The sequence below is a fragment of the Paenibacillus sp. JMULE4 genome (genome assembly GCF_013337105.1).
Taxonomy (GTDB): domain Bacteria; phylum Bacillota; class Bacilli; order Paenibacillales; family NBRC-103111; genus Paenibacillus_G; species Paenibacillus_G naphthalenovorans.
In genome coordinates this window covers 70,247-89,485 of sequence record NZ_SGWF01000002.1, presented here as the reverse complement: position 1 = coordinate 89,485, position 19,239 = coordinate 70,247, and the positions used below count along the sequence as shown (strand labels likewise).

21 protein-coding genes are annotated in these 19,239 nt (G+C 49.3%); 17 read left to right on the top strand and 4 right to left on the bottom strand.

Annotation, left to right across the window (positions count from 1 at the left end; genetic code table 11):
• Nucleotides 1–466: 466 nt before the first annotated feature.
• The 7 genes from EXW96_RS27080 (at nt 467) to EXW96_RS01055 (ending at nt 6,344) form a co-directional block, all read left to right on the top strand.
• A complete protein-coding gene (locus tag EXW96_RS27080) occupies nt 467–1,972 on the top strand; it encodes a transposase (protein WP_254611158.1) in 1,506 nt (501 codons plus the stop codon).
• Between the two features lie 272 nt (nt 1,973–2,244).
• On the top strand, nt 2,245–3,330 hold the full coding sequence (locus EXW96_RS01080; RefSeq protein WP_174349639.1) for a sugar ABC transporter substrate-binding protein: 1,086 nt from the start codon (nt 2,245–2,247) through the stop codon (nt 3,328–3,330).
• An 11-nt stretch (nt 3,331–3,341) separates the two neighbouring features.
• Nucleotides 3,342–4,448, top strand: coding sequence for a sugar ABC transporter substrate-binding protein (locus tag EXW96_RS01075; protein ID WP_174349638.1), 1,107 nt, complete (start codon nt 3,342–3,344; stop codon nt 4,446–4,448).
• Nucleotides 4,449–4,526: 78 nt separating this feature from the next.
• Complete coding sequence (locus EXW96_RS01070) at nt 4,527–4,670, top strand: hypothetical protein (RefSeq protein ID WP_174349637.1); 144 nt, start codon at nt 4,527–4,529, stop codon at nt 4,668–4,670.
• Nucleotides 4,670–5,032, top strand: coding sequence for a hypothetical protein (locus EXW96_RS01065; RefSeq protein ID WP_174349636.1), 363 nt, complete (start codon nt 4,670–4,672; stop codon nt 5,030–5,032). Before EXW96_RS01070 ends, EXW96_RS01065 begins: the two co-directional genes overlap by 1 nt.
• Nucleotides 4,980–6,026 (top strand): sugar ABC transporter ATP-binding protein, encoded by a 1,047-nt coding sequence (locus tag EXW96_RS01060; RefSeq protein WP_174349635.1) that lies wholly within the window; start codon nt 4,980–4,982, stop codon nt 6,024–6,026. The genes EXW96_RS01065 and EXW96_RS01060 overlap by 53 nt, the downstream gene beginning before the upstream one ends.
• The gene (locus tag EXW96_RS01055) at nt 6,027–6,344 is read left to right on the top strand and encodes a hypothetical protein (protein WP_174349634.1); all 318 of its coding nucleotides are present in this window, start codon (nt 6,027–6,029) and stop codon (nt 6,342–6,344) included.
• Between the two features lie 79 nt (nt 6,345–6,423).
• Here EXW96_RS01055 and EXW96_RS01050 read toward each other — a convergent pair whose 3' ends face one another.
• Entirely contained in the window at nt 6,424–7,788 is a 1,365-nt protein-coding gene (locus EXW96_RS01050; RefSeq protein WP_074730239.1) for an ISNCY family transposase, read from the bottom strand.
• Nucleotides 7,789–7,960: 172 nt separating this feature from the next.
• Here EXW96_RS01050 and EXW96_RS01045 point away from each other — a divergent pair, with 172 nt between their 5' ends.
• The 5 genes from EXW96_RS01045 to EXW96_RS01025 all read left to right on the top strand — a co-directional run bounded on the left by EXW96_RS01045 (nt 7,961) and on the right by EXW96_RS01025 (nt 11,154).
• Nucleotides 7,961–8,665 carry an ABC transporter permease gene (locus tag EXW96_RS01045; RefSeq protein WP_174349655.1) on the top strand — a complete coding sequence of 235 codons (705 nt, stop codon included), beginning with the start codon at nt 7,961–7,963 and terminating at the stop codon, nt 8,663–8,665.
• Nucleotides 8,658–9,662, top strand: a complete 1,005-nt coding sequence (locus tag EXW96_RS01040; RefSeq protein ID WP_174349633.1) for an ABC transporter permease — start codon at nt 8,658–8,660, stop codon at nt 9,660–9,662. Before EXW96_RS01045 ends, EXW96_RS01040 begins: the two co-directional genes overlap by 8 nt.
• Nucleotides 9,663–9,846: 184 nt before the next feature.
• Complete coding sequence (locus tag EXW96_RS01035) at nt 9,847–10,113, top strand: hypothetical protein (protein ID WP_174349632.1); 267 nt, start codon at nt 9,847–9,849, stop codon at nt 10,111–10,113.
• 352 nt (nt 10,114–10,465) lie between these two features.
• The gene (locus tag EXW96_RS28175; RefSeq protein ID WP_174349631.1) at nt 10,466–10,717 is read left to right on the top strand and encodes a hypothetical protein; all 252 of its coding nucleotides are present in this window, start codon (nt 10,466–10,468) and stop codon (nt 10,715–10,717) included.
• Complete coding sequence (locus EXW96_RS01025; RefSeq protein ID WP_174349630.1) at nt 10,714–11,154, top strand: NAD-binding protein; 441 nt, start codon at nt 10,714–10,716, stop codon at nt 11,152–11,154. The genes EXW96_RS28175 and EXW96_RS01025 overlap by 4 nt, the downstream gene beginning before the upstream one ends.
• 41 nt (nt 11,155–11,195) lie before the next feature.
• Here EXW96_RS01025 and EXW96_RS01020 read toward each other — a convergent pair whose 3' ends face one another.
• Together EXW96_RS01020 and EXW96_RS01015 are read right to left on the bottom strand one after the other, a co-directional pair.
• Nucleotides 11,196–11,876, bottom strand: a complete 681-nt coding sequence (locus EXW96_RS01020; RefSeq protein WP_062410752.1) for an LrgB family protein — start codon at nt 11,874–11,876, stop codon at nt 11,196–11,198.
• Complete coding sequence (locus EXW96_RS01015; RefSeq protein ID WP_062410753.1) at nt 11,873–12,244, bottom strand: CidA/LrgA family protein; 372 nt, start codon at nt 12,242–12,244, stop codon at nt 11,873–11,875. The genes EXW96_RS01020 and EXW96_RS01015 overlap by 4 nt, the downstream gene beginning before the upstream one ends.
• Nucleotides 12,245–12,364: 120 nt before the next feature.
• Here EXW96_RS01015 and EXW96_RS01010 point away from each other — a divergent pair, with 120 nt between their 5' ends.
• Nucleotides 12,365–13,252: a LysR family transcriptional regulator gene (locus tag EXW96_RS01010; protein ID WP_174349629.1), complete on the top strand. Its 888-nt coding sequence runs from the start codon at nt 12,365–12,367 to the stop codon at nt 13,250–13,252.
• A gap of 205 nt (nt 13,253–13,457) precedes the next feature.
• Here EXW96_RS01010 and EXW96_RS01005 read toward each other — a convergent pair whose 3' ends face one another.
• The gene (locus tag EXW96_RS01005; protein ID WP_074730232.1) at nt 13,458–14,702 is read right to left on the bottom strand and encodes an IS110 family RNA-guided transposase; all 1,245 of its coding nucleotides are present in this window, start codon (nt 14,700–14,702) and stop codon (nt 13,458–13,460) included.
• Between the two features lie 466 nt (nt 14,703–15,168).
• Between EXW96_RS01005 and EXW96_RS01000 the strand changes: the two genes are divergently transcribed.
• The 4 genes from EXW96_RS01000 to EXW96_RS00985 all read left to right on the top strand — a co-directional run bounded on the left by EXW96_RS01000 (nt 15,169) and on the right by EXW96_RS00985 (nt 19,176).
• A complete protein-coding gene (locus EXW96_RS01000; RefSeq protein WP_174349628.1) occupies nt 15,169–16,173 on the top strand; it encodes a zinc-binding dehydrogenase in 1,005 nt (334 codons plus the stop codon).
• A 364-nt stretch (nt 16,174–16,537) separates the two neighbouring features.
• Complete coding sequence (locus EXW96_RS00995; RefSeq protein WP_249929673.1) at nt 16,538–17,254, top strand: iron-sulfur cluster assembly protein; 717 nt, start codon at nt 16,538–16,540, stop codon at nt 17,252–17,254.
• A gap of 85 nt (nt 17,255–17,339) precedes the next feature.
• The gene (locus tag EXW96_RS00990; RefSeq protein ID WP_062411149.1) at nt 17,340–17,912 is read left to right on the top strand and encodes a DJ-1/PfpI family protein; all 573 of its coding nucleotides are present in this window, start codon (nt 17,340–17,342) and stop codon (nt 17,910–17,912) included.
• Nucleotides 17,913–18,021: 109 nt separating this feature from the next.
• Nucleotides 18,022–19,176 (top strand): CdaR family transcriptional regulator, encoded by a 1,155-nt coding sequence (locus tag EXW96_RS00985; protein WP_235594223.1) that lies wholly within the window; start codon nt 18,022–18,024, stop codon nt 19,174–19,176.
• Nucleotides 19,177–19,239: the final 63 nt, after the last annotated feature.

Below are 19,239 nucleotides of genomic sequence, written 5' to 3'. Positions count from 1 at the left end.
AAAACTGGGAGCGGATTTTTGATTATCAATTGTTGAAACAATCGCCTTGGTGAAATGACGAGCCGCAAGGGGTTACAAAGGAAGACAACATGATTTAATATTTTGTTGGAGGTCAGAAAATTTTGATATTGACATTCTTTGAAATATAAAGGGATATTTGCTCTACAATTGTTAAGGTTGAGTAGTTTAAATTCTAAATAGACAACAAAATGAGGATTCAGGTTGCATAACCATCATTTTTGTGAAAATCGCTTGTTGTTTTAAAGAAGTTACTAGTTATAATAATAATAACAGGATCTATGCAGTTCGTGTCATTAACTGGTAAACGGTGGTTTTTGCTGCACAAATGTCACTAATTTCTCAAAATTAGGACGAAAAACCACTTGACATTTTGGAAACACCCCCATAATCGCGAAGGATACCTCTATTTGCAGGGTATATCTTCTAGATTATAGGTGGTTTGCCAATGTCAGCGTTACAAAAACCGAGATTTACTGAGCTCAATCATAGTGAATGCGCGGGAGCCCCCGTCCTAAAAACTTTGTGGGATCGTTTTGACTTCTCTCTGCTGCTCTCCCAATCCGGCATGATGAAGCGTAGTGGAACACCGTCTTGGCTCCTTTGCTTCCTTTATGTCGTCGGTCTCGTTTCCAATTGTTCATCCGTTGTTCAAATGGCACAGTTAGCCGACAAGGATGCCTTGCTGAAAGTCATGTTCCAGCCCTGGAAGCTCACTCAGTATACGTTGAGCCGCTTCTTCACGACTAGCTTTGCCTGGATGACCTTTGGAAAAAAGCGTGTCGAGCGATTGCAGCAAGATACCCTGACCCGACTCTCCGATGGGGATGTGGTCAATCTCGATGATACGCATAGTGCGCATCCCTACGCCAAACAACTTCCGTTTCTCAGCTGGCTCTACGACCATTCCACAAAAACGTATGCATGGGCGATGAATCTTGTGGTCCTGCAAGCTGTCCTAAAAAGCGGATTGGAATATCCGTTGTTTTACCGCGTGTGGCATAAGCCGGAAACGAAGGGTGAGGGTCTTACGAAGCTGGATCTGGCCAGACAGATGCTTTTGATGCTGCGTGAATCCGTCACATGCCGACTGTGGGTGGCGATGGACCGGTGGTATCTGTGCAAGAAATTTTTCGTATTCCTAGAAGAAAACAACTTTGATTGGGTAACCAAGGCCAAGCGAAACACCGCTTTATTCCGTAAAGTCATTGAACCCGGTACCCGTCGAGAACGCTTCGTGCCGCTGACTCCGGTCATGCTCATCCGCGAAGTGTTCAAGGACTTGACTCGTCAAGCGACATCCGGATTGAGTTCCATTTCCATTCCGGGTATTTACATGAAGCGCCCTTACACCACTATAAATCGAAAAGGAAAGCAAGTGACCAAACAACGATTTGTACCGATCGCCGCTGTTGTCGCCATGCGATTAAAGGAAGATGAACAACCCGATTCGAATCCCGTCCAGACAGAAGAGGAAGAGTCCCCTGCCACTTACAGAGGCGCGTACTTGCTCATCAGTAACCGCTTTGATGCGCCGGAGCAAGCATTGCAGACCTACGTAAAACGCTGGCGGATCGAAGTGTTCTTTCGTGCAGCCAAGCAGGAACTGGCTTTTGAAAAGTGCCATGCCCAATCCGAAGCGCATCACCATGCTCATTTCGAGCTATTGTTCGCCGCTGAGACATTATTAGCCGTTGCGCTTTTCGAACTGAACAAAGAAAAAACGAGTGATGAAGGCTACACCCACGGCGAAATGGTTCGTGGCCTCTTCCACACTCGTTGTCAGGTTCGCGTGAAAAACCACAAGGGCATTCAGCGAATCTCTATTGATTGTGACATACAAGTGCGGCAATTTGCAAGACTAATTGAATTGTTTTGGCCAGAGCATTATTTAATGCTTCTTTGGGTTACACCCAGACCAGAACTTTACCAGGTCTTACCACGAACTGCATAGGTCATGTAAATAATTCACATAATAAATAAATTGGAATATTTGAAAATAATTGGGTGAGCAGTAGATTGATAACGTTTCGAATTGCCAGCGACCGGAGAACTGGAGCTATTCATTGGGAGCCATTACGATTTTGGCGAGCAAAGGATGGCTCTTTTCTTTTCATTACGCAGTAAGGGATGTGATGCAAGGATGAAGTAGGGTAAGCCGCGCCTTTAAACGCACTAAATCTATATTAATAGTATGAATTATAAAGAAGAAAGCGGTGGATTCACATGAAAAGCAAGAAGATACTGGTTATATTTTCATTGATTTTAATGATTTTGCTGAGTTCCGCGTGCTCGGTAGATAATTCGGCCGCCGGTACCGAGACATCTAAGCCATCGGGCCAAAACGACCAGGAAAATACTGCGAAGGATGCGCAAACGACCTCATTCAAGGATTCAGGCTTAAAGGGCGTTGTAGATGGGCTGCCCGTGCCGTCGCTTGAAGGGAAAAAGATCGGTATTGCCGTTGTTGGAACGGACCATAACTTCGATCGGCAAGCTTACCAGGGTCAAATTGACCGTGTTAAGGAGCTTGGGGGAACCCCGATTGCAGTAGATGGGGAACGCAACGATCAGAAAGCGATTGCGGATATTGAAAATCTGATTATCCAGAAGCCCGATGCGATAATCAAGCAGCTCGGGGATACGAAAGTATTTGCCCCGACGCTAAAAAAGGTCGTGGATGCGAAAATCCCTTTATTTACGGTTGACCATCCCAGCGAGTACAGCATTACCAACCATCTGTCGGATAATTATTATATCGGCGAAGTGTTGGCGCGTACTATTTTTGAAAATATGGGCGGCGAAGGAAAAGTTGCTGTGTTTAACGGATTCTACGGGGTTCGGGTTGTAGCCATTCGTTATGATATGTTGAAATATGTCGCCAGAGATTACCCGAAGATTGAGTTTATAGAACCGGAATTGCAGGATGTTATCCCTGGCACGATAGAGGATGCCCGTAAGAAAGTTCAGGATCTTCTTGTCAAATATCCTGAAAAGAGCGGGCTGAAGGCCATTTGGGCCGGCTGGGACATCCCGAGCATTGGCGCTTCCCAGGCGGTAGATGCGGCGGGCCGCAAGGATATCAAGGTTTATGGCGTAGATGGAGATCCGGCTGCCATCGATCTGCTTGCCGATCCTAATACTTCCTTTGCGGCTGATGTAGCTCAGGAGCCTTATAAGATCGGACAGTCCGCCGTCGATTCCGCAGCGCGCTATTTGGCCGGACTGCAGGTGCCTAAGTCGGTATATGTGGAACCGCTTCTGGTTACGAAAGAAAACGCTGAACAAGCCAAGAAGATTCTGTTCAAATAGGTGGTGTTAACATGAAAAACAAGAAGACACTGGTTATATTTTCGTTGATTTTCTTGATTTTGTTTGGTTCCGCGTGCACGGTAAATGATTCAACCGTCGGCAACTCGACATCTGATCCATCCAACCCTACCGAACAGGACCAAGCCGCCCATAGCGATGATTCGCAGAAGCCCGCAGATGAAATCCAGATTAAGGACTCCGGCTTAAAGGGCGTTGTGGATGGTCTGCCTGTGCCGTCGCTGGAAGGCAAAACCATTGGCATATCGGTTATAGGAACGCAGGACAACAACGACAGACAAGCTTTTCAGGGGCAGATTGACCGTGTTAAGGAGCTTGGGGGAACCCCCATTGCGGTAGACGGGGAACGTAATGACCAGAAAACCATTGCTGATATCGAAAATTTGATTACGCAAAAGCCGGATGCGATTATCAAGCACCTTGGAGATACGAAAGTGTTCACTAATGTGCTGAAAAAGGTAAAGGATGCCAAAATCCCTTTGTTTACGATTGACCATCCGAGTGAATATAGTAACACAAACCATATGTCGGATAATTATTATATGGGTGAAGCCTTGGCCCGTCAATTATTCGAAGACATCGGCGGAGAAGGAAAAGTGGCTGTTTTTAACGGTTTTTATGGGGTGCAGGCTTGCCGGATCCGCTACGATCTGTTGAAATATGTCGCTCAAGATTATCCGAAGGTCCAGTTTATTGAACCTGAATTACAGGACGTTATCCCTGGAACCATTGAAGATGCCCGCAAGAAGATTCAGGATCTGCTGCTCAAGTATCCGCAGAAGGGCGATCTGAGGGCGGTCTGGGCATGCTGGGACATTCCGGGAATTGGCGCTGCACAGGCCATCGATGCGGCAGGCCGTAAGGACATCAAGGTGTATGGCGCAGATGGGGAACCGGCTGCACTGGATCTGGTCGCTGACCCGAGCAGCTCTTTTACAGCCATTGCGGCGCAGGAGCCATACAAGGTCGGTCAAGCGGCTGTTGATACGGCGGCCCGTTTTTTGGCGGGACAGGCTGTACCGAAAACGGTATATCTGGATGCTTTCATAGTTACCAAAGAGAATGTGGCAGAGGCGAGAAAGAAGCTGGAGCCTAAGTAACCAGCCTTATTCCAAAGGGCAGGGGAATTTGCTGTCCTTTGAATGATTCCCATGCGTAAAGGAGCGAGAAACAGGTCTATGAGTGAAGCATACATCTTACAGATGCTGGGCATTCAAAAAGAGTTTCCTGGAGTTAAAGCGCTCCAGCATGTTGATTTTGAGCTTCGTCATGGTGAAATTCATGGCCTTGTTGGAGAGAACGGAGCGGGAAGTCCACATTGATGAAAATATTGGCCGGGATTTACAGTCAAGACAGCGGAGAGATCTGGTTTCAAGGGCAACCGTTGGAGCGGCTGACGCCGAAGCTGGTAGAGAGGCTGGGCATCCACTTTATTCATCAAGAGCGGTATATTGTCCCTTATCTCACGGTGGCGGAATCTTTATTTCTGGGTATCGAGCCTTCCGTCACGCCAATAAAATGGATAAAACGGCGATCGCTTGAGAAAGAGGCCGAAGCTCATCTGAAAGAGAAGGTGGGTATCGATTGCTGGCCATCGGCTGATCGGCGAACTGACGGTAGGCGAGCAGCAGTTGATTCAGGTTTGCCGTGCCCTGCTTCATCAACCGAAAATTATTGTGTTTGACGAGCCTACAGCGGTGCTGGCGAAACGCGAGGCCGATCGATTGTTTGAAATGATCCGCGATCTGAAGGAAAGAGGCATCGGGATTATTTATATCTCGCACTATTTGGGTGAAATTGTTCAAATTTGCGACCGGATCACGGTTTTTCGAAATGGAGCCAAAATCAATACGGTGGATACGAAGGGACTGTCTATCGAGGATATTGTTTATATGATGGTGGGTCGGCGTTTAGAGGAGCAGTTTCCCGAGAAACACTTGGTCTCGGGCCATACCTTGTTGAATGTGAAAGGCTTAACTCACGAAACACAATTTCGCAATATCGATTTGCAAGTCCGCAGCGGTGAAGTTGTCGGCGTCACGGGATTAATGGGATCGGGGCATTCCAGCCTCGGACAGGCTCTATTCGATGGCGTCGGCCTGGTGGGCGGCCATATTGAAATTGAAGGCCGCCACATGGCCGGCATCAATCCGGAGCGGGCGGTATCTGCAGGCATCGGGTATTTGCCTGAAGATCGGCGCAGACAGGGGATTGTGCAAAATATGTCGGTTCGAGAAAATATCACACTCGCAAGTCTCAAAAAAATAAGTAAAGCGGGCGTCATTCGATTAAAACAGGAGTTTCGGAAAGCTGCCGAGCTCATCGAGCGGCTGGAAATTCGCACGCCGAATCAGGAAGCATCCGTGAATTATTTAAGCGGCGGCAATCAGCAGAAGGTCGTGCTGTCCAAATGGCTGAGCAGCGGGGCTAAATTGTACATTATGAACCAGCCTACGGCTGCGGTAGATGTAGGCGCCAAGGTGGAGATTTACTCGTTGATCAGCAGCTTGGTCAAGCAAGGGGCCGGCGTGCTTTTGGTCACTCAGGATTTGCAGGAACTGATAGGCCTGAGCAACAGAATTCTGGTCATGTACCGCGGAGAAATCATTCGTGAGCTGGATGGAAGTGACGTGACATCGGATGAGTTGATGCTCAGCTTGATGGGAGGAGGAACCTGAATGATTCCGGTAATCCGAAGGAGTAGCGGTACGAGTACGATTTCTTCAATTTCTTCTTTTGTATTTAGGTATAGCGGTTATTTTACCTTTGTTCTTGTGGCCTTGTATTTTTCCGTTCGCTCCCCTGCTTTTTTGACGTTGAAGAATGTGCTGAATATTTTGCTTCAATCCAGCGCTTTGGGGATTATTGCCTGCGGTATGACAGCCGTTATTATCGGCGGCGGCAACCATGTCATTCGAGGGGGCATTGATTTATCACTGGGGAATAATCTCGCTCTCAATGCTGCCATTACAGCAGCGTTAATTAGTTGCTCCTGAAAAAGTCGATTTTCAAAAATAGTTTCGGGTTGCTGGCTGGGTTGTGAGGGGGAACTTTCCCTAATGATCGGTTTCCATGTTAGTTTTGGAGCATTTTTGCCGCTCTTTGCAGGTTGTGGGTCAGAATCCCGAAGCCGACCCAGCATTTTGAGCCGACAAAGCCCCGATACCTGCTGCGGTTCAAACCGTACTTCCGCTTGAGAAGACTAATCTTCGCTTCTCCAGCTGCACGGTAACGCTGCAAGTCTTTGAACCATAATTCGTTTTCGTACTCGGATCGGGCAATGCCTTTTTTGCCCTTTCGCGGCAAGCTAGCTCGCTTCACACCAAGTTCGGTAATGGCCGTTTCGTTCTTCTTGCTTGAGAAACCGCGGTCGGTCGCTACAGCTTGCGGCGCTTTGCCGAATTGCTTGATATGCGCCTGTACAGCGGGAACGAGCAGTTCATCATCCGAGGGGTTCCCCTCGTAGACAGCGTAGCCGGTCACAAAGCCGCTTTCCGTCTCGTCGATTCGCACCTTGTAGCCGAACTCAGTTCCTTTGGCCAGCTTACCTTTCTTAATCGGTCTTGCTTCCGGGTCAAAGAAACTGACGATCCGATCTGCGATGATTCGATTGCCGGAAACGACCTGTTTGGCTTGTTCCAACAACTTGCCGGTTAGCGTGACCGCCTCGGTCAGTTTGGTTTTACTTTGTCGAAGAGCAGCTTTGCCCTTGTCTTGCAGTTTCTCGATAACGGTTTGCGCCTTGTTCACAACGTTCTCGGCTACTTCGATTACGCTCCCAGTGATCCGGTCAACTTCTTCCCAAGATTCACGGGTGCGGCGACGTAGAACTTTCGCGATGGACAGAATCTTTTCCTTGATTTCTGCCGTACGATCTTCAAAGCCTTGAACAGTGTGGGAGGCGACTTTCCGGATTTTCTGAATCGTTCGAGTGATGACTTTTACGCCATCTTGCAACAGCGTAGCGTCTGTCGGGTGATGGATATCGGATTCCACAACCGTCGTATCCGTGCGCAATTTGCGGGTTTTCAGAACGGCTTTTTCCTCACACTGCTTTACGAGTGCGGCATTGATGTCTTCGACGATCTTGTCGCCGTAGCGTTTGCGGGCATAGATGAGCGTAGACGGGTCGGGCATCGGTTCGTCGATGGCAAACCGGCAGAACATTCGCCATGTGATGCTGTCACCGACTTCCTTCACGAGTGACTCGTAGCCCAAATTGTATTTATGCTTCAGGACCATAAGACGGATGTACTTTTCAATTGCAAGCGTAGGACGGCCGCTTTTCTTGCCTTTCGGGTGCAACTCAGTAAACGGTTGAAGAAAACGGTCGTCGTCCAGTAATTGATCTATGATTGCAAGCTCGACCGGCAACTTTCTAACAGATTCCGGGAGAATGGCATCCCAGATGGTCAATTGCTCGTCTCGAAGTTTCAACATTTTCTTCACCTCTTGGAAGGATTCCCGAGGGCTTCTGTTGAACTCCTATAGCAAAGGAATTCTTCCCTCGGGGTGTGGAACTTTGTTATCTCGACAATAACAATTTCCATTTTGAGGTGCTGAATTCCTTTTAATTATGCTCAAAACACCCTGACTTTTTCAGGGGAAACTAATTAGTCACGGGTATTCGTTATGGGCAGCCGCCGGAGCAGCGCTTTTATCCAGTGTGGTTGTAGGGGTTATCAATGCGTTTGCGATAGTCAAACTGAAATTTATCCCGCTGCTGGGCACTCTTTCGGTTATGTATATATTACAAGGCGTGCAGCTGCTTATTACGAATAATAAAGTGATCAGCATATCCGAACCGACGTTGAATTTGATAGCGAACGGCGCCTTCCTGCACATACCGGTGCCGGTATGGATATTTCTGATCGTAGGGGCGATGGCGTATGTACTGTTCAATCATACCGTGTTCGGCAACTGGGTATACGCCGTCGGAGGAAATCCGGAAGCTGCCAGAGCGGCTGGTGTCCATGTCAATCTGACATTGGCTTTAACTTATATTATAGCCTCCATCACGGCGTTCATCGCCAGCTTAATTATTGTGGCCCGCTTATCGGGTACCGTAACCGGTATTGGAGATATCATGCTGCTGGATATCCTGCTGGCCGGGTTAATGAGCGCTGTCTTCAGCAAATTATCTGTGCCTAATATGACAGGCGCGGTTCTTAGCGCGCTGTTTGTGGGGATGTTGTCCAACGGATTTACATTAATCAATGTTCCCACGTACTGGGTATTTGCGATTAAAGGCGCATTAATACTTGTGGCTGTTGCGATTACCACAACACAGCAAAGGAGGGTGAAGCCGCATGTCTAGGACGGCAGACAGAGATTTTATGCGGTATAGCACACTAGTGGCTTTACTTGCGGTCATCGTCACATTTTCAATCATTTCTCCGTCGTTTCTATCCTTCAGCAATCTTTCCAATATTTTAAGCCAGTCTGCCGTGCTTGCTTTAGTTGCCGTAGGCTTATGCTTTGTGATTGCTTCCGGGGGGATTGATTTGTCGATTGCCGTTTCATTTGATATCGGAGCGATGGTTGCTGTCATGCTGCTGAAAGCGGGCTTTGGTTGGCTGCCTGCCATAACGATCGCGTTAGCTGCAGGAGTCCTGGTAGGCTTGTTTAACAGCTTGTTGATTGTCAGAGTAAGATTGTCGCCTTTTCTGGTCACCTTGGGAACGTTATTCATCGGTGAAAGCATAGAGAAAATTTTTACCCGAGGCGGGGAACCCGTCTATTTCCCGGGAATGAGCGAAGTGGTCAAGTTTTTGGGACGCGGCAGCGTATTTGTGTTTACCGGAGAGGATGGCGGGCGAATCGATATTAAGTTTTCAATCATCATCGCCATTGCTGCTGCGATTGGGGCTCATTTCCTGCTTAACAGAACGGTCTTCGGCCGTCATCTCTATGCGCTGGGAGACCAGAAGGAGGCTGCCGTACTCTCCGGCGTGCCTGTAAACAAGTATACCGTTTACGCTTTTGTATTGAGCGGTATGATCTGCTCCTTTGCCGGTATCATCGGTTCTTCCGTGTTAACGTCATTCGTTCCCTTGAGCGGCCGATATTACTTATTGGATGCGATAGGTGCAGTATTTATAGGCAGTGCACTAAACCGTCAGGGCCATGCCAACATCCCGGGGACATTGATCGGCGTGCTGTTTTTTGGCGTGGTATCCAATGGGCTTAATTTATCGGGCATTAATTTTTACTGGCAAAACGTAGCACGCGGCGTTCTAATCTTCCTTATCTTGTCTTGGGATTCTTTGGCTAAGAAGAGAAGGATAAGTTCTAGCAAGAGCAGATACGCATGATTTTAGGGGCGAGCCTAATGAAAGGCTGCGCCCCTTGTTTTAGTGGAGTTTGAAAGTTGTTGTAACTGATTTCGATTCTAAATATTTTGATTTACAAAAAAATATTATGGAAGTTTGAGTACACCTTTTTTCATTTAATGCCTAGTTATCCTTCGATAAAATACGCGCAGTTTTCTCTATATTTATGGTATCATTATTTGCCAAGACCATTGCCTACACCATGATCCATCACATTTCTGGATATGTTCTGGAACGATTGGAGGCGCATTTGCAGCATTGCTCTCAAACAATGGACGAGACTGTCACGAAGCCGTTTGCGGAATTGATCGAGATGGTCCGCTCCTGGCATTGGGAATTCTCTTCCTCCATCCCCCACGACTGCTCACTGAACGGACTTTGGTTTGACGGGGGCTCGACGATGTATGTAGATGCTAGAGCTGAAGCTTTGTAAAGCAATGACTATGAATTGCTTTACCATACGACGTTGAATTTTGCCTTCTATAACTGGAGCCGCGCTTATTTTCGCCTCGGACTAATACCGAAGTCGAAGAAGACGCGGCAGTATCTTTATAATTATGACTTTTACCATTACTTCGGCCTGGCCTCGAACATGAAGTCACCACTGAATAAGAAGGATTTGATCCCGAACGAGTATAACAAGGGCTATGATTTCTATAAGGGCCTCTACCCCAATTTCAATATGGATTATTATAAATTTTATCGAATTATGGATGCGAAAATAACCCGTAAAGACGGTGTATTCGAGCCCCTCCCGGCTGATGGCGACATTCTTGGAGGACTGGGTGAACGGGAGAATTACCCCTTCACCATGCAATACTCCCGCCGTGACGTTAAGGGAGGAGTCGTACTACGGGCTTACCGTGAAAATACGATGGCCCGGCTACAGATTCGTCCGTCAATTCGTTCCAGGCAAGCAGCCGAATTTCGGCGAAATGGGCTTCTGGCATTACGTAACAGACTACGAATATACATACTATTTCTACAAAACAGCCGACGTCTTCTACGCGGCCAATGGGCGATTCCCTTCGGTGTGAGTGAGCTCATCATTGCCTTCCTCAACTACCGGGGAGGCTTCTTATTCCAGTTCGATCCGGCTGGGGATACGATCGCTTTTCCTTCCCCCCGAAGCTGGAGCTTCGCAGATACGTTCCTGAAATTGCATGCGAATGCGGTGCAGGACGCCTATCCGCTCATCGCAAGCGCCATCGGGGAAGCGGCTGCCGCAGAGCTTCGCGCTTTTGCCAAGTTGCTCGAAGCGAAAGCGGCCAAATTGCTGGAGGAGGATTTCAGTACGCAATTTTCCGTGGGTTTAATGAACAAGGACTTGGCTTTATCCAGGCAATTGGCTGCTGAATTGAAGGTCCCGGCCTTGATGCTGGCGCAGGCAAAGGAGTTGTTTGTAATGGGGATGAACCGGGGATATCAAGATGAGGATGTTTCCGCGATGCTGAAACTGTACAACCATTTTTAATTTGGCGGGTACCTTGGGCTCACGACCATAGGCCCCGTCCTTTACCGAAGCCACCAAATGATCCATGGCGCGACGCACAACGTGATGAATGCGGTCAATATCATCGACACGACCGCGATGGAGCCGGAGACGGGACTATACTCTATCGCTTGCCGGATGCCGGCCGAGTGAGCGCTGGTTCCCAGGAGGATGCCGCGGGAGACGGGACTTTGAACATGGAACCACTTGATGATCAACGGACCGACGAGGATGCCGAGCAATCCGGTCATCAAGGTAGCAAGCGCGGTGACGGACGGAATGCCTCCGGTCATGCGGGTGACGGCAAGGGCGATGGGTGTCGTGGCGGAGTGCGGCGCAAGGCTGGAGACGAGCTCCGCATGTAAGCCGAACAGATGGGCGAGCCCGGCCGATGTTACGACGGCGGCGACGGAGCCGCAGCTGACGCTTGCGACGATGACATAAGCATGGTTTCGGAGCACGTCGAGATGCTTGTATAAGATGACGGCGAGCGCGATAGTAGCGGGCTCCATCATGCCGGTGAGCCATGCGCCTCCTTTGTTGTAGCTTTCAAAGGGCACGCCTGCGGCTTCAACGAGCGCGATGACGACGACCGGCGTAACCAGCAGTGGAGTCAAATACACCTTGGGAAACAGGATATACATGCGTTTGGACACCCAGTAAACCGCAACGGTGCAGCACAGCCAAAAGATCGCTCCCATCATTGGACCTGTCTCTCTTTCCGGGCGGACAGCCGCTGACCGACGAGGGCGCTGCAAAACATGACGGCGAGCACGCTAAGGATGATGATGCCGACGATGGCGATACCGTGATCCGCAAGCAAGCTTTTATAATTGATGATGCCTACGAAGGCGGGAATAAAAAACAGCAGCATTTCGGCAAGCAGCCATCTGGAGCCCAATTCGATCCACTCCAGGCGAATGACCCTGCTTTTCAGAAGCGCAAACAACAGCACGATCCCTACAATACTGCCCGGCACCGGGAAGCCGGACCATTGTACGATGGCGTCCGCTATTTTGGCAATCAGAACAAAAAACAATACCTGTACACCTGTAAGCAACCATGACTTCATGGACCGCACCCCTTCCGTCGTTGTTTAAAGTGAGTATACAAAGCGGGGTTCCATATGTAAAATGAATTTATAGAATTCAATTCATTCCATTTATTTATGGTTGTATGAGGGGGAATGCCGATGGAGCTGCGCCACTTGCAGTACATCGCAGAAATCGTGCGGTGCAGCAGCTTTACCAAAGCCGCGGAAAATCTAAATGTGACACAACCGACCATAAGCAAAATGGTCCAAAATCTGGAGAATGAATTGAACGCAGACGTTTTTGTCCGGAACGGAAGACAAATCCAATTGACGGATGTAGGCGAAGCGATCTTGAAATATTCCGGACCGATTCTGCAGATGTTCGAAAATTTAAAAACGGAAATCAATGACCTGACCTTCCTGAACAAAGGCAGCATTCGCATCGGTTTGCCGCCCATGGCGGGATCGAGCTTCTTCCCGGACGTGATTAAAAAATTTCAGGACTGTTATCCGGGGATCACGATGAAGATGGTGGAGGATGGCGCAAGAAAAATCGAGGAAAGCATCGAAGAAGGCTTGCTGGACGCAGGAATTTTGCTGCTGCCGGTCAATCAGGCGGTGTTCGATTGGTTTCCGATTTTTAATGATCGGCTCAAGGTCGTGATGCATCCCTCACATCCGTTAGCGGATCGGGAGCAAATCGAACTGGCCGAACTGGAGCAGGAACGGTTTATATTATTTAACAGCAATTTTACCCTGCATGATCGGATCAAGAATGCATGCCGTTCGGCGGGCTTCGTCCCCCGCATCGTATCCGAAAGCTCCCAATGGGATTTAATTCGGGAGATGGTAAGAGCCGATCTGGGCATTGCGTTTCTGCCGGACACCATCTGCCGCTTGTTGGATCCGGATAAAGTAAAAGCGATCCCGTTGGTACCTGAAATTCCGTGGCAGCCCGTGATGGCCTGGAGACGGAAGGGATATCAATCGTTGGCCGCAAGAGAATGGATCGCTTTCACAAAACAAATTTTTTCCGATTCTACTTGATTTTGCCAACTATTTTTGTAAATATAAGATTCATAAAGTCCAGCGGTAATATGTCAAGTCCCTGATTCGTGGAAATTGGAAATTATTTTGGCCCAAAACGCGATGACTCAGGGAAAAAGGCAACACCAAACTAAACCCAGTCGAAAATCGAGTTAATTACCAGATTTTAACTGGGAATCCGTGAAGGACTTTGGCAAAGGAGGCGTTAATCCTTCGCAGTTGTCACCTTCCTTCCAGGCGTGTAGAGTTGGCCGTTGCGTAGCAGCACATCGACCAGACGCACAAGTTTTCTTGCCGTTAAGACGAGGGCGCGTTTGTGTTGATGCTTAGGCACTTCAACGTACTTCTTCCGGTAATACTCGCCGAATTCCGGTTCGCGGTTTTTCACCGAGTTGGCAGCTTCAACAAGGTAATAACGAAGGAATCGGTTGCCGGAACGAATGCGTTTGGTATCTTCGGCCTCAAAGCCCCCGGACTGATGTTTACGCCATGTCAGGCCTGCATATTTAGCTACGGCGGCCTGATCGCTAAAGCGTTCGATGTCGCCGATCTCCGCCAGAATGCCGGCGGCGTACACCCGGTCGATGCCCGGAATGGAGCGCAGGCACTGAGCGCCGGGGATGCCAGCCAGAATGCGTTCGATCGCCTTGTCCAGCTCTTTCAGTTGGCTCTGAATACTCCGGATGGCCTGTATGGAAGTGCCGAGAACCAGATCAATGGAATCCTCTACGACCTTTGAAAGGCGGTAGGACGCTCGTGCAGCCTTCTGGATGCAGCGGGCGACATGCTCCGGGTCAGGGAAACGGTTCTTTCCCTTCTCCTTGAGATAGTCGGCCAAGTCGGCGACTTCCATGTCGGCAATCTCATCGAGGCTGAACTTTTCCGAGAGCATCTCCATGATGGCGTGGCCGAAAACGGAGCTGTCGACTTCGGAACGAAACGCATTGCATTTGTAGAACAGATTCTGCAGGAAGTACTGCTTCTCGCGTGTCAGGTTGTGAACCAGATGGTACCGCATGCGCGTCAGGCGCTGAAGCGCGATGTACTGCTCCTGCATGACGATGGTCGTCGTGAGACGGCCGAAGCGCAGGCGTTCGGCGATGATCCAGGCATCGATCCGATCGGTCTTGTCCATATCCGCGTAGGCTTCCCGGAACTTGTTGATAAGCTTCGGGTTGATCGTGAACACCTTGGTTTTCCGCTCTTGAAGCGAGGCATCCTCATGCAGGTACATAGCCGGATGCCAGCTATAGACCGAGGTTGCTTCAAGGCCGATATGGATTTCGGAAGCCGGCAGCTTGTCCGCAGCAGCCACGATGCGGTCGCGCAGATGCGAGGCACCGTGTAGATTGTTTTCTACCTTGAGCGTTTCAAGCGTATCGCCTTCCGGATTCATGAAACACGCTTCCAGTTCTTCTGAACTGACGTCAATACCGACAAATAATTTCAAGGGTGATCCCTCCCTTCTGGATTCGGGATTTAGGGAATTGGACTCTTCGGGATGCCCCCAGCGCGCTCGCCGATCAGTCACCCTCGCATATGAGAACTTCCTTCGGTCCATGAGCTGCCTCGAAGCTGCTATCTTCGAGCATGGGTTGCCGAAGGGGACAGCCAGCGGGTAAGAAGTTCAAACGAGTGCTGGGGAAACAGACTTTAGATGTAGTCGAACTACAGGAGTGAGACGAATTTCCCCAAATGACCCTAAGCTCATTGTCTGGGAACATCACGAAAAGTCCAAGACCCTAATTGTATTTTTTAAAGTTGTCAAAGAGCGGTTTTCTCTCTGGACCCCGACTTCCGCTCCTTGCCCTTCGGGCTGCGGTGCGGGTCGGCTACGTCCACCATAGTTTCACTGCAGATTAACTGGAAATTCTTCAAAAAGAAGATTCTAAACATACTATACGAGGAGTGATAGAATGAAGGCGATTGTACATGCAGGGAAGAGCGGATTGGACGGCTTATCCGTTCAGGAGATGGAAGAGCCGAAGCCTGGGGCGGGAGAGGTAAGGGTCAAATTAAGAACGGCGGGAATGAATCACCGGGATCTTTTTGTCCTCGAACGCCATAAGCCGACGGATCCGCCTGTCATTATCGGTTCGGACGGGGCCGGTGTCATCGATGCCGTCGGCGAAGGCGTAACGCACGTCCAAGTAGGAGACGAGGTGATTATTAATCCAAGTCTTGGATGGAAGGAGAACAGCGAAGCGCCTCCCGCGGGTTATGAAATTCTGGGGTTTCCCAAACACGGCACTTTTGCGGAAAAGGTCATTGTGCCTGGCGATAATGCCATCCTTAAACCCCGTTATTTAACTTGGGAGGAAGCCGGCGTGCTGTCTTTGGCGGCGCTCACAGCGTATCGCGCATTGTTTACGAGGGCTCGCATCCGGCCCGGCATGAAGGTGCTGATCCCGGGCATCGGCGGCGGTGCCGCTACGTTTCTTCTTCAGTTTGCCAAAGCGGCGGGTGCTACCGTATATGTAACCTCCCGATCGAAGGAGAAATGCAGGAAAGCCCTGGAATACGGCGCCGACCGCGCGATCGACAGTCATGACGATTGGGGCACGGCGCTTGACGGAGCAAAGGTGGATGTCGCCATTGAAAGCGTCGGCGCGGCTACATTTCATAAGTCGCTTGAACGGCTGCGTCCGGGAGGCACCATAGTCACGTTCGGCGCTTCCACGGGAGATGTCGTTCCATTCAATTTGCGCGACTTCTTCTATGGCCAGTATAATTTGTTGGGGACGACGATGGGAAGCGGGGAAGAGTATCGGGAGATGCTCCAATTTATTGAAACCCATCAAATCAAACCCGTGCTGGACCAAATGATGCCGTTGGAGCAATATGCGCAGGCGTTCGAACGGATGGAGCGCGCGGCACAGCTGGGCAAAATCGGGTTTTATGTCGGCTCCGGCGGCCATTAGATCGGGGCGGCCCCGATCTTTTTTGTATGAACATACAAAAAATATAGCCCGTTATGCGGAATGTTGTTATATAAAAAACCATTTCTTTCTTCGCATCGAGACGGTATACTTCAAATCACAGTCATTTTTGTAAGCGTTTCCCTTTGTTGAATTCACTCTTTTTGAAAATCAAGGAGGAATGACCATGTACCGCTTACCGAACGGAGAGGAAATTTTCATCAATGACGGGCATATTGCCTTGTGGGTTCGACATCGAAAGCCATAAGGAAAAGCTGCGCCACTGCGAACTGGCGATGGTGATCGCCGATGCCAATAAAATCGCGTACGCTTCTTTACGGCAGAACGTTGACAGGAGGTGCATGGGATGTTGCTGACCAAGGAACAGCAGGTATACAAGCAGCTCGATCAGGTATATGACCCGGAGCTTGATCAACCCTTAACGGAATTGGGGTTTATCGACCATACGAAAATCGACGGTAATCAAGTGCAGGTCGTATTCCGTTTACCGACCTATTGGTGCTCGCCAAACTTCGCATTCATTATGGCGGAGGATATCCGGACCTGTATTTCCCAATTGGAATGGGTCCGGGAGGTCAAAGTGAATTTGATCGACCACTGTGCTTCCGATGAAATCAATCAAGGGGTTTCGAAGGGGAAGCGCTTCAGCGAATCGACCAGCCGGTTTGGAGCGTCCGACGGGGAGCTTGACGAGCTGCGGAGAACGTTTCAAATCAAAGCGTTCTATGCCCGGGAGGAAAAGCTGATCAAGCATTTATTGGCTCAGGGTTTGTCGAAAGAAGCGATCATTGCCATGACCTTGGAGCAGCTGCATCAGCTCCCGCTCACAGAAGAGGGGCAGAACATGCGATCCAGATATGTAGAGAAGAAGGCGCAGCTCAACCACGCCGGGGTTTGGGCCTTTACCACTCCCGAAGGAGAGGCTTTAACGCCGGAAGGGTTTGCGGATTACCTGCTGGGCGCCAAAAGAACAAGATTGAGCATGGAGTTTAACGGCCATTATTGCCGCGGTCTGTTAGAGGCCCGCTACGATTTGGAGGCCACGGCCACGGAGGGGACATAAGCAGCGCGGCTCCCATTGCTGTCGGGAATGTTCATAACATTCTTGATCATATATTAAACAAACTCAAAAAGGATCGGTGATGAAGATGAGTAAAAAGGTGCTTATCCTGACTGGTGATGCTGTAGATTGCCTGGAAGTTTTCTATCCTTACTATCGCTGTCTGGAGGAGCAAATCGATGTGACAATTGCTTCGCCTACGAAAAAGAAGCTTCAAACGGTTTGTCACGATTTCCTTCCGCAGATGGAAACCTTCACCGAGTTAACCGCATATAGAATCGATTCGCATGCTTCTGTCGACGACATTAACCCGGCGGATTTCGACGCGCTGATTATCCCCGGCGGACGCGCCCCGGAATATATCCGCATGAACCCAAAAGTGCAGGAAATTACGGCCCACTTCCTCCAGGAAAACAAGCCGATGGGCGTCATCTGCCACGGTCAGCTGGTGTTGACGACCGTGCGCGAGCATATCCAGGGCCGTTCGATGACCGCTTACACTTGCTGCCGTCCTGAAGTGGAAGCGGCGGGAGCCCATTATGTCGAGAAGATGCTTGTCGTTGACGGCAACCTGGTAACGGGGCATGCATGGCCGGATCTGCCGGGCTTTATGAGAGAATTCTTCCATCTGTTGAATGCGGATAAGAAAGTAGCGGTGTAATCGGTGTTCGGGCAGCTGGTTACACGTAGTTGATGCCTTGGAACCAGTGCGCTCCGGCTTAATACCGGAGCGCGCTGGTTTTTCCTGTTTATCACTTTTAGAAAGCTTGGTGATTCGTCTGCAATTACTACCGGAATTAGCCAAAAAAATCATCCATGAAGTGGAATCGGCCATGACCGAGCATCTGATCGTTGTCAACGGTCAGGGGATCATTATCGCCTCGACGGACAAAAACCGGATCGGTTCATTTCATGAGGGTGCGACGCTTGTCATGAAGTCCGGACATAGGCTGCATATTACCGAAAGGGATGCCAAGCGGCTAAAAGGAGTGAAGCCGGGAATCAATCTGCCGATTTACTACAACAAGAAGGTGATTGGCGTCATTGGTATCACAGGTACTCCCTCGGTTGTTGAACCCTACGCGGAGCTGCTGCGAAGAATGACGGAGCTCATTATTAGAGAAGCCCTGCAGAAAGAGAAGGAAGAGCGGGAAACAAGGGGGCTCGAATCCTTTTTTTACGAGTGGATTCATATCCAGGACGTGGATCAGGAGTTTATCAATCGCGGCCAAATCCTGGGGGTTTCCGTTGAGATTCCGTACATTTGCGTCCTTTTCCAAGTGGATGTCAACCACCGCGACGAGGTGCTTCGGGAAGCGCAATCGCTGATGGCCGACTTTTTTCTAAGAAATTTTGAACGCGATCCGACCGATTTTTTCATTCGCTGGGGCAACGGAAAATTCATTCTGATCAAAGATGCCAAAAATCAAAATGCGCCCAAAATGCTTTCCCGGGAATTGACCAAATGGCATCAATATTTTAAAAAGCATTACGGGATTAATTTGGCCGTCGGCGTGGGCAAGACCATCGAACCCTTCAAAATGAACCATACGTACAACGAAGCGAAGAAGGCGCTGAAGGTGGCGCAAAAGCATCATGAGATCGTTTATTACGAGGATTTGCTGCTGGATATCGTGTTGGAGGAGATCAGCGTAAAAACAAAGCATGAGTTCATCAACCGGATTTTATCGGAAATCCAATCGGATCAAGAGCTTCTGGAGACAATCCGCGTTTATTATAAAAAGCAATTGTCCATTAAAGATAGCGCGGATGCGCTTCATATTCACATTAATACGCTGCACTACCGGCTCAACCAGATCAAGGAGCTTACAGGCATCAACCCCAAATGCCCGGAAGGCATTACGTTATTTTTAATTGCGCTCTCCTTATTGAAATTAGATAATCATCCAATAAATGAGGATTGATATTAAGGATTTTTGTGTTTTCGCACATGGTTATTTAAAAGGGCTCTTCCTATAATGGTGATA